This is a genomic window from uncultured Campylobacter sp. (genome assembly GCF_937890585.1).
Classification (GTDB): domain Bacteria; phylum Campylobacterota; class Campylobacteria; order Campylobacterales; family Campylobacteraceae; genus Campylobacter_A.
Window position 1 is genome coordinate 1 of the sequence record NZ_CALACG010000286.1, and the last position, 9,627, is coordinate 9,627.

18 protein-coding genes are annotated in these 9,627 nt (G+C 39.2%); all 18 read left to right on the plus strand.

From position 1 onward, the window contains the following. Positions 1-692: hypothetical protein (locus Q0296_RS08585; protein WP_298039367.1), on the plus strand; the 692-nt coding region annotated here is incomplete at its 5' end. Then, positions 692-1,387, plus strand: coding sequence for a phage baseplate protein (locus Q0296_RS08590; protein WP_298039369.1), 696 nt, complete (start codon positions 692-694; stop codon positions 1,385-1,387). The genes Q0296_RS08585 and Q0296_RS08590, both read left to right, overlap by 1 nt. Beyond that, positions 1,384-1,734: a hypothetical protein gene (locus Q0296_RS08595; protein WP_298039372.1), complete on the plus strand. Its 351-nt coding sequence runs from the start codon at positions 1,384-1,386 to the stop codon at positions 1,732-1,734. The genes Q0296_RS08590 and Q0296_RS08595 overlap by 4 nt, the downstream gene beginning before the upstream one ends. Next, entirely contained in the window at positions 1,731-2,561 is an 831-nt protein-coding gene (locus tag Q0296_RS08600; protein WP_298039376.1) for a hypothetical protein, read from the plus strand. Before Q0296_RS08595 ends, Q0296_RS08600 begins: the two co-directional genes overlap by 4 nt. After that, entirely contained in the window at positions 2,558-3,226 is a 669-nt protein-coding gene (locus Q0296_RS08605; RefSeq protein ID WP_298039381.1) for a Gp138 family membrane-puncturing spike protein, read from the plus strand. Before Q0296_RS08600 ends, Q0296_RS08605 begins: the two co-directional genes overlap by 4 nt. Before the next feature lie 9 nt (positions 3,227-3,235). Beyond that, on the plus strand, positions 3,236-3,574 hold the full coding sequence (locus Q0296_RS08610) for a hypothetical protein (protein WP_298039384.1): 339 nt from the start codon (positions 3,236-3,238) through the stop codon (positions 3,572-3,574). Further along, positions 3,561-4,682, plus strand: coding sequence for a baseplate J/gp47 family protein (locus Q0296_RS08615; protein WP_298039387.1), 1,122 nt, complete (start codon positions 3,561-3,563; stop codon positions 4,680-4,682). The genes Q0296_RS08610 and Q0296_RS08615 overlap by 14 nt, the downstream gene beginning before the upstream one ends. Next, positions 4,682-5,323 (plus strand): DUF2612 domain-containing protein, encoded by a 642-nt coding sequence (locus Q0296_RS08620; protein ID WP_298039390.1) that lies wholly within the window; start codon positions 4,682-4,684, stop codon positions 5,321-5,323. The genes Q0296_RS08615 and Q0296_RS08620 overlap by 1 nt, the downstream gene beginning before the upstream one ends. After that, positions 5,320-6,048, plus strand: a complete 729-nt coding sequence (locus Q0296_RS08625) for a hypothetical protein (RefSeq protein WP_298039394.1) — start codon at positions 5,320-5,322, stop codon at positions 6,046-6,048. Before Q0296_RS08620 ends, Q0296_RS08625 begins: the two co-directional genes overlap by 4 nt. 9 nt (positions 6,049-6,057) lie before the next feature. Further along, positions 6,058-6,378 (plus strand): hypothetical protein, encoded by a 321-nt coding sequence (locus tag Q0296_RS08630; RefSeq protein ID WP_298039396.1) that lies wholly within the window; start codon positions 6,058-6,060, stop codon positions 6,376-6,378. 113 nt (positions 6,379-6,491) lie between these two features. Beyond that, a complete protein-coding gene (locus Q0296_RS08635; RefSeq protein ID WP_298039398.1) occupies positions 6,492-6,758 on the plus strand; it encodes a hypothetical protein in 267 nt (88 codons plus the stop codon). Beyond that, positions 6,755-6,895: a hypothetical protein gene (locus Q0296_RS08640; protein ID WP_298039401.1), complete on the plus strand. Its 141-nt coding sequence runs from the start codon at positions 6,755-6,757 to the stop codon at positions 6,893-6,895. The genes Q0296_RS08635 and Q0296_RS08640 overlap by 4 nt, the downstream gene beginning before the upstream one ends. After that, positions 6,895-7,524, plus strand: a complete 630-nt coding sequence (locus Q0296_RS08645; RefSeq protein ID WP_298039403.1) for a hypothetical protein — start codon at positions 6,895-6,897, stop codon at positions 7,522-7,524. The genes Q0296_RS08640 and Q0296_RS08645 overlap by 1 nt, the downstream gene beginning before the upstream one ends. Continuing rightward, on the plus strand, positions 7,517-7,867 hold the full coding sequence (locus tag Q0296_RS08650) for a hypothetical protein (protein ID WP_298039405.1): 351 nt from the start codon (positions 7,517-7,519) through the stop codon (positions 7,865-7,867). The genes Q0296_RS08645 and Q0296_RS08650 overlap by 8 nt, the downstream gene beginning before the upstream one ends. Continuing rightward, positions 7,848-8,096, plus strand: coding sequence for a hypothetical protein (locus Q0296_RS08655; RefSeq protein WP_298039408.1), 249 nt, complete (start codon positions 7,848-7,850; stop codon positions 8,094-8,096). The genes Q0296_RS08650 and Q0296_RS08655 overlap by 20 nt, the downstream gene beginning before the upstream one ends. 96 nt (positions 8,097-8,192) lie before the next feature. Then, a complete protein-coding gene (locus tag Q0296_RS08660; RefSeq protein WP_298039409.1) occupies positions 8,193-8,567 on the plus strand; it encodes a phage holin family protein in 375 nt (124 codons plus the stop codon). Continuing rightward, a complete protein-coding gene (locus Q0296_RS08665) occupies positions 8,564-9,115 on the plus strand; it encodes a putative peptidoglycan-binding domain-containing protein (RefSeq protein ID WP_298039411.1) in 552 nt (183 codons plus the stop codon). Before Q0296_RS08660 ends, Q0296_RS08665 begins: the two co-directional genes overlap by 4 nt. Before the next feature lie 303 nt (positions 9,116-9,418). Beyond that, positions 9,419-9,627, plus strand: a 209-nt coding sequence (locus Q0296_RS08670; protein WP_298039414.1) for an Arm DNA-binding domain-containing protein, incomplete at its 3' end; no start/stop codon positions are given.

The window sequence follows — 9,627 nt, forward strand, 5'->3', positions numbered from 1 at the left end:
AGAGACAGGTCGTTAAACGTGCAATGCTAGCGGCATTTTTAACCAACCCTATCGGCTGGGTAATTTTGCTAATAGGCGGTCTTATTTTACTAATTGATGATCTAATGACCTATTTAGATGGCGGCGAAAGCTTATTTGGTGACTATTGGGAGCCTTGTATCGAGTGGGGCAAAAAAGCTATTGCGTTATATAAAGAAATCGAACCAACAATAAAAGAAGTTTGGGATTTTGTGGTTAATTTTATAACCCAAAGCGTAAATGCAATAATCGGCGTATTTAAAATGCTATATGGTATTTTTACGGGCGACTGGGAACTGATAAAACAAGGCTTTCAAGAAGTGGGCGACGCTATCCTTAAGGCGTTTGAAGTGCCGTTTAAATGGATTAAAAAACAATATGACGAGTATATAGCCCCGATTATCAACGCCGTTAAAAATTTTGATATAGGTCAGACCGCTAAAGATATGTGGGAGGGGACAAAAAATTTATTTGGCTTTGGCAACGATACGCCAAAGGCGGCACTAGCTACACAATACGCAGACAACAATAGATCGGTACAGTATAACGGCGGAACAGCTACAACAACTATTAATATAAATACAAATAACCCACAAATGGCTAACCAAATAATAAACAATAGGCAAAAAAGCGACCTAGCATTTACCCAAGCTAATTTAAGAGGGGGCTATTAATGATCGAAGTAACAAGCCGTAAGATAGGCACTTTTAGATTAGATGCAACCGAGCAAGAAAACAATAAAAGCACGCTACGCACTACCAAAAATCCGATAGAAAGCGGGGCAAATGTAGCAGATCACGCTGTGCTAGAGCCGAAACAAATAACAATCAAGGGTAAAATAGTGGCTTATGAGCCACCTAGCTTTACACAATTTGACGAGATTATGCAAGTAATCCGTTTTAATCTGCCATATATAAAAACCGCCCATCGTTTTACCCAAAAGGCATACAAACTCTACAACAATGTAAAGCATATAAAAAACGAAGCGATGCGATACGCTAGGATTTTTGGCGTCGATAAGAAAATACGCGAAATAGCACCATTTTTAACTGACGGAAAAGAAAATAAGGATAATAGCACTGCCAAAAATAGACTACAAAGCCTATACGAAAAGCTTTTAGAAGTGCAAAAGAGCGGCGAGTTTTTGATCGTAACAACAGGGCTAAAAACATATAGGAATATGCTAATTACAAGCATAGAGGTAACCACTGAAAGCGATCTATACGCTGACGTTACGCTCACGCTTGAGGAGGTTTTTATTGTTGAAACAAAAACGGCGAAAGGACTAAATGTAGGTAAAAGAGGTGTTAATTTAGGCAAGACCGAACCTAAACAAAAGAAAACAAGCCTTTTAAAGGATATATTTTGATTTACGAAATAATGACAACAAAAGAGTTAAAACAAACGCAAAATTTTAACATATTTGATATGGAGCTAGAGCTAACACTCAAGTATAACGAGGTCGGAGCAGTTTGGCAATATGATTTAACCGATCTAAACACAAATAAAATTTTGGCTTTTAATAAGGGCTTGGCGGTTAATGCTCCTAGTCTTATTAATAAGAACCTGCCTTTTGTTTTAATGCTAGTTGATACCACAAAAAGCGGCGTTAATTGCGTAGATTATAGCGAGCTGGGCGAGCGGTTGAAGCTTTACGCCGTCGATAAAAAAGAGTTTAACACAGCAATGAGCGAGCTAGCAAAGGATAGGACGTGAGGCAATACGGCAGGCGCTACCGCTTAGAAATAGGCAACAGCACGCAAAGTATAGTAATAGATAATCTCGCTATAAGTTTTAATATTGAAAAAACGATAAGCGAAGAGCCAAACACTAGCAAAATAGAAATTTATAACCTAAACGCCAACAACCGCAACCAAATAGCGAATAAAATTTTTAACCAAGTGAAATTATTTGCAGGCTACGACGAGCCAAGATTAATTTTTGCAGGGCAAATAACGCAAGCTTATACCAGTCGCAATGATTTAGATTTTATTACCCATATTGAGTGTGGTGACGGACAAAATGACTACTCAAAATCTAGGCTATACACAACGCTAAAAGCTGGCGTAAAAGATAGTGACGTAGTAAATATGTGTGTTAAAGCGATGTCAAGCTCAAAGCAAGGCGTTGTAGATTTGCCAAAAGATAAAGCCTTGCCAAGATGTAAAGTATTAAGCGGCGATATAAAGGACTATTTAAAACACGTAGCCAAAAATAATGACGCTAACTGGCATATATTAGACGGCAATTTAAACATTTTGCCAAAGGATAAAATTATCAACGATAGTGAGGGCTTTATTTTAAGTGAAAAAACTGGCTTAATCAATAGCCCAGAAAAGACCGATGACGGACTAAGGGTTACGTGCTTATTAAACCCTAAACTAAATATCGGCTCGCTAGTGCGAATACAATCAATTCTAAGCGAATATGACGGCGACTACAAGATAACCCAATTAACGCATAGTGGCGATTTTCTAAACGATACGTGGCAAACGGAATTAATCGCAATAAATGGAAAATTTCACAAAGTAGAGAAAAAATGAACGATCCAAATTTAACGCAAATTTTTGATAGTGGATTATTAAGCTTTGAGGCAGGGATGCATACGGCGCTACCTGCTAAGGTGCTTAAATTTAACGCAGGCGATAATACGGTGCAAGTTGAGCTAATGATAAACGAGCTAAAACGTGACGGCGTAAGCGTGCCATTGCCGCCGATAGATGATGTGCCAGTGCAATTTTTTAGAGGTGGCGATTTTGTGATCACTACGCCAATAAGAAAGGGCGACCACGGACTTTGTGTATTTGCTGAGCGTTGCATTGACGGCTGGTTTGCTAGTGCGGCAAAAAGTGAGCCACTAGATTTTAGGCTACACGACTACTCGGACGGCTTCTTTTTAACTGGCTTTAGCCCACGCCCAGAAGCGGTTAAAGATGTGGATTTAGACGGCGTTTGCATGCGAACACTAAGCAAAAGCACCTACCTAAAACTAACCGAGGGGAAAATCATAATCAAGGGCAACATAGAACAGACGGGCGACTACAAGCAAGTAGGGAATAAAAACCTAGTTGGCAATTTTTCACAAGTCGAGGGCAATAGCGTAAGTAGTGGCACAATTACCGCCAAAGATATGATAGGTAGTGGCGTAAGTTTAAAACACCATACACATGGCGGTGATAGCGGCGGCACAACTACACAACCAAACTAAGGGGAATAAATGAGAGTAAGGGCGATAGATAGCGAGGGCGATTGGCTACTAAGGCATAAAGCGGATAGCGCCGCAATATCCCAAAACGTTAAAACGCAAATTTTAAGCCTTTACAATGACTGGTTTTTAGATTTTGAAAATGGCGTTAGGTGGTTTAACTATTTATCAAAAAATCCTAACACAGACAAAATGAGGGACGAGATAAAAAGGCAAATCTTAAGCGTTGAGGGCGTTAGCAGTTTAGAAATTTTAAACATAAACACAAACGAACGCAAGGCAACTATTGAGGTGCAATATAGGGATATTTACGACGAAAGCCAAAGGTTATATATAAATGCGAGTGAGTAAAAATAGAATAATAATCGATGAATTAGAGACCATAAAAGAGCGTTTAGAAAATGGCTTTAAGGCGATTTACGGCGAAAATTTAGAGCTAGGCTCATCAACACCAGATGGGCAAATGATTGGGCTATTTAGCGAGGCGTTAAGCGAGGTCAATCAAGTGCTTACTTTTATCACTCAAATGCTAGACCCTTATTTGGCGACTGGCGAGTGGCTAGACCAGCGCGTAGCTTACGCAGGACTTCTAAGAAAAACGGCAGATTATAGCAGAGCTAGCGGCGCAACGATACACGGAGCTAGTGGAACTATTATCAAAAAAGGCACAATTTTTAAAGATAAAAATAGCAATTTATGGGTAACCGACTATGAAGTAACACTAGGCACAGAGGGGTCAAAAGCCGTTAGTATAACCAGTCAAGAAACGGGAGCGTTTAGGATAAACGAGCAAGACGAGCTAGAAATGCAAGAGATAATCCTAGGCGTTGATAGAATAGTCGCTACTCAAAAATCAGTTTTAGGGGCTGACGAGGAAAGCGACGGCGACCTTTTGCTTAGATTTATGCAAAGCCATAGTATCAACAACAACGACGAGCGTCAAGGGCTAGAAAGCTACATACTAAATTTAAAAGGCGTAAAACAATGCAAGGTTTTGGAGAATTACACTAACCAAACAGATGCAAACGGCGTAGCACCACATAGCCTAAACGCTATCGTATTAGGCGGTGATGATACAGCAATAGGCGAAGCAATACTAAAAAAGAAAATCGGCGGTTGTGGCGTGCAAGGACAAACAAAGCTAGAGGTTGAGTTTCTAGGCGCTAAGCGTGAGGTTAAATTTGATCGCCCAACGCAGATAAACCCTAGAATATTTTTACGTATAAAACGCACAGAGGGCGCAACGGATATAAACACGGATAAAATCAAAGAGCTATTATCTAAACACATTTTCAATATAGGCGAGGACGTTTATATTAGCCGCTTATATAGCATAATAAACGATGTTAAGGGCTTTGAGGTTACGCAATTCACAATAAACGGAAGACAAAGCCTGCCAGTAGCAGTGCGTGAGATATGCGTGATCAATAAAAACGATATTGATTTGGCGGTAGTGTAATGGTTGAGCTAATTTGGCAATACCGCAAAAAGCCCAGGGCTAGGGCGACCGCAAAGCTTCTAAATGATGAAGTATATAAAACCTTTGACGACGCCATAAAAGTAGCCGAAATTTTAAATATTGATACGGCAAGCGGTTATGCTTTAGATTTGGTCGGTCGCCACGTAGGCGTAAGTAGAGAGCAACAAAATCTAATACTAAAATATTTTTTCGCCTTTACCCAAACTGAGAAAAAACAAGGCTTTAATAAGGGTGAGTTTTACCGCTTAGGCAACTCTTTAAAAGGCAGTTTTTATCTCAACGATAGCGATTATAGATTTTTAATAAAAGCAAAAATTATTAAAAATTATCAAACTGGCACTTTGGAAAATATCTACAAGTCGCTAGAATTTTTATTAGGGGCTGGTAACTTCATATTTGACAACTACGATATGACCCTAAATTTGGTCTTAAAAAACACCAAAACTACACAATTCTTAATCAATTTGATTTTTAAAAACGATATTTTAGCTCGCCCCGTAGGCGTGGGACTAAACGTGATATTAATAGCTGAAGCTAAGTGCTTTGGATTTAGCCAAAATAAGGCTAATTTAGGGTTTGGCATCGGCAAATTTGCAAGGATATTTAAGGAGGACCAATGATACACCAAAAACCGAAAAACGAGATTTTCGCTAGTGATGCAAAAGACGGCGAAATAGTAGAGTTTCCAAATATTAAAAGGGGCTGGGGCGTAACCGAGAATTTAGGATTTATTCCACCTATGGAGTATTTTAACGCCGCTTTTAACCGTGTGGATAAGTCATTAGCCTATCAATTGCAGCGAGGCGTTGCCGAGTGGGATAAAGATTTAGAATATCCGATCGGAGCAGTTGTGAGTCTAAATGGGGTTATCTATATCGCAAAAAGCCAAAACACAAACAAAAACCCAGCAAACGAGGCGACAATTTGGGATATTGCGGCTACACAAAAATGGTGCGAAGACTCTTTTTTTAAAAAAACCGACAAGATTGACGCATACACCAAAGAAGAGAGCGACGAAAAATTTGCTCCAAAAGCTGTAAGCGATCTAATGGACATAAACAAGAGTATAGGCGTAGATCAAACTTGGCAGGACGTCAAGAGCCAAAGAAAAAATGGCGTCGTATATACAAACACAACTGGCAGACCAATCATGATACTGGTGAGCGAGCAGCAATCATCCTCATCTCAAACGTGCGAGTTGGAAATCAACGGCGTAAAAGTTATTAAAAACGTATCTTACGGCACAGCGGACGGATGTATCATAAGTGCGCTAATCCCAGCAGGAGCTACATATAAAGTCATATACAAGAACTATCCACCGCTTGAGTGGCAAGAACTAAGGTAAGGGAACAAAATGAAATACTACAAAGACAAAAATAACGAAATTTACGCATACGAGGACAATGAGAAGCCAATACAAAAGGGGCTAACGTTGATAAACGAAGCTGAGCTAAATGAGATTTTAGCTGGTGAGACCGATGAGCGTGCCGAAAGACTAGCAGAGGTTGAAGCCGAGATCGCCGAGTGTAAAAACTATATAAACCACGCTTTGATTATTGGTAACAGCGCCGTGCTTGAAAACCTAAGAGCGGAGTATAAAGAATTGATCGCAGATCGCGAAAAGCTGAACGCAACGAGCGAGCCGATAACGGTAGCGCCGACAGATCATCTGTAAGGGGGGCAAAAATGAGCTATTTAATAGTATCTGGTACATCGCTAGTTGTAGGGGCTTTGATTTGCTTAGGTTGTTTATTGTGGAGTATAGATCGTTCAATATAGGAGAAAAATATGAGCTACATAATAATCTGCGTTTTATCCCTAGTTTTAGGCATTATTTTATGCCCTATCGTGGTTTTTCTACGTGCTAGAAAGTGTGAAGGCTGGGATAACAGCAATATGACAAACATTTTAAGAGTGTTTAGTCATCTGGCAACGCATCCAGATGACTTTAGCAGGTTTCAGTACGAAGATGGCAAAAAGCCGTTCTGGTATTTGAGCGGCGATGAATTCGCGGATATTGTTAAAACTAGACCAAATAAAAAGGATAAGAAATGAGAGCAAAAATTAAAAGGTGCGAAATTTGCGCATCAAAGCTAGATAAAGACGGCGCTTGCACTTGGAGCGAGTGCCCTAAATGCCCTAAATATAAAGAAAAAGAGCAAGAAAAACCAAAAGATAAAAAGGATGAGTAATGCTTAAATTTAAAGAGCTTTGGCAACTCTTTTGTATTGTAGTTATTGAGCTACCGCTAGAGATGCTTGGCTATATAGTAGTGCCGATCGCTCTACTATTTTGCAACAAGCAAAGCGAGCATTTGCCAAAGTGGGCGCGATACTTTGAGGACGCAAGCGACCTATACGGCGGCGAGAACTCCGCTATAAACGGTGATAGTGGTTGGCGTAAAGAACACTACCCAAACGGCAAAAATAGGACGTATTTCGTGCGTCTTTTATGGCTATATAGAAATCGCATCGGCTACTTTTCAAGCCGAATAAATGGCGTAAAAGTGAGCGAAATAGATCCGTCAAGTATAAGAGTACAAGGCAATATCAAAGTCACAAGCAACGGCGGAGCAATAAGCGACTTTTGTAAGGTCACACTAAAGCTAAAAGATGGACGTTCACGATTTGGATTTTACAAAACGATCCGCTACAAAGGCTTTTTAAGTGGCTTTTATTGCCGTATCTATATCGGCTGGAAATTGCTCGACATAGCAGAGATGAACGAATACAACAAAGATACATTTATGCAACCAGACGACAAGGTATTTTTAAAAAGCGTGTGGGTGGTTAATCCATTAAAAAGGGTGCAAGATGAGTGATAAATTCTATATAGGGGCTATCTTATTTTTGAGCTTTGTCGTTGGCGTGCTTTACTGGCTAAACAATAACGCAGCCGATAAGATAGATAAGCTAACAACTAAGATAGCGCAAGAAAAGGCAGACAATGCAGTAATAACAGCAGATTTGCAAACTTGCAAAGCAAAGATAGAGCTTGTAAATGTAAGCCTAAAAGCCCTAAGCGTGTCAAAGCAAGACGAAGCTAAGATAAAAGAGCGTGTTATAACTAGGGTTGAGCGTGTGGCAGTGCCAGTTAAAGACGCCGCATGCGAGGAAAAGCTAAATTTTTATGAAAGGCTATTAAATGAAGCTAATAATAAGTAGCCTAATAGTGGCGTTTTTTATAGTCGGTTGTAGCTCAAAGCCTGAGGTGATAGTAAAAACACAATATCAAGATGTATTTATCCCAGTGGCGTGCATTGAAAAAATGCCAACAAAGCCAAAGTATAGCCCTAGTGATTTACAAAGCGCAAAGGAGCTAATGGGCTATTTTTTGACGTGTGAAGAACTTTTAAAAGGGTGCGTAAATGGAAGCGATCATAAAAAAGACTAAGAAATTTTGGCTAAATAGAATGGTTATTTTTGAGCTAATACTATCCGTTGTCATAATGTATATTTTCACATTTAAATACTAAGAGAGGCGGAGGTAATGGAGGACTTACTAAATAAGGCAGGTTTTTATTTTTGGGTTGCCGTCGTTGGCTTTGTTGGCGGAGTGCTAAGCCTTGAAAATGATAGCCATAAGCCGCTACATAGTGGCAAAGCAATAATAAATTCTATTATAAGCGCGATAAGCTCAATGTTTATATGCTGGATTTTTTACGAAGTCACATTTTATTTTACGAAAGAAAACCGCTTTAGCCTAGCCGTTGGTGGCTTTTTTGCGTGGCGTGGCACGGCGTGGATAAGTGCGATCGTTGATAAGGCAATCGATAAAAAAATAGAGAGTTTTGGGGGCGGTGGCTATTATGATGATTATTCGCCAAAGCCGCCACAAGACTATAATTTTAAGGATGAAAAATGAGTTATATGCAAGCGTTTAATCTGCTTATGAGTTTAGAGTTTAGCCGTCCAGAAAATGCCCTACATAAAAACCCAACAGAAAGTGGGCTAACTTTTATGGGTATTTACGAAGTGGCAAATCCAAGCTGGAATGGGTGGAAACAAATAAAGGCAGCGATCAACGCATACGGCGATCTTAAAAAAGCTAGCATTGCTTTATATAACGACGACAACCTAGTCGAGCTTGTGGGGAAATTTTACAAAGCGAACTACTGGGATGCCATGAGGCTTGATGAGATAAATAGTTATCAAAAGCAGGCGGAAATGTTTATATTTGGCGTAAATGCTGGGTGCAAAAACGCCATTAAAGTAGCTCAAAAGGTTGTGGGCGTTACAATGGACGGCGTTTTAGGCGCTAATACTCTAGCCGCGATAAATGCGTATAATGAAGTGAGCTTTGATAAAGACTACGACCGAGCAGAAATATCTTATTATCGGGCTATTATTTCAGCTAACCCAACTTTGGCTAGATATGAAAAAGGCTGGATTAATAGAGCCGAAAAAGTATAGGCAAAAATAGCTTTTACTGAGTTTTTTACTGACCTATTTTTTACAACGTCGCTACAAACTACGATTAAAACGATATTTTGTTAATATTATTAAAAGTCTGTTGGGGACACCACTACTTAGAAAAACAAATAAAAACTTGTAAAAGATACTCCAGCTAAACTCTACAAACAGCCCTAAAATACGTAAAAAGTTGTAAAAATAAGTAAAAAGTTGTAAAAAGATAGCGAAATATTTTTTAACTGACTTTTTTACTGACTAATGATATAATCCACAAAATTTTAAAAAATAGGTCAGTAAAAAACTATGCCAAAGACAAGCCCACAAGTAAATGACACCCTTTTAAAATCACTAAAGCCTAAAGAGAGCAAATATTTTGTTAGTGACGGCGAGAATATGCTAATCGAGATCCGCCCTAATGGCAAAAAATCTTTTATTTTAGAGTATAAAAGCCCAGCCACAAATAAAATGACAAGAATAACTTTAGGGCAGTATCCGATGATGAGCCTAAAAGA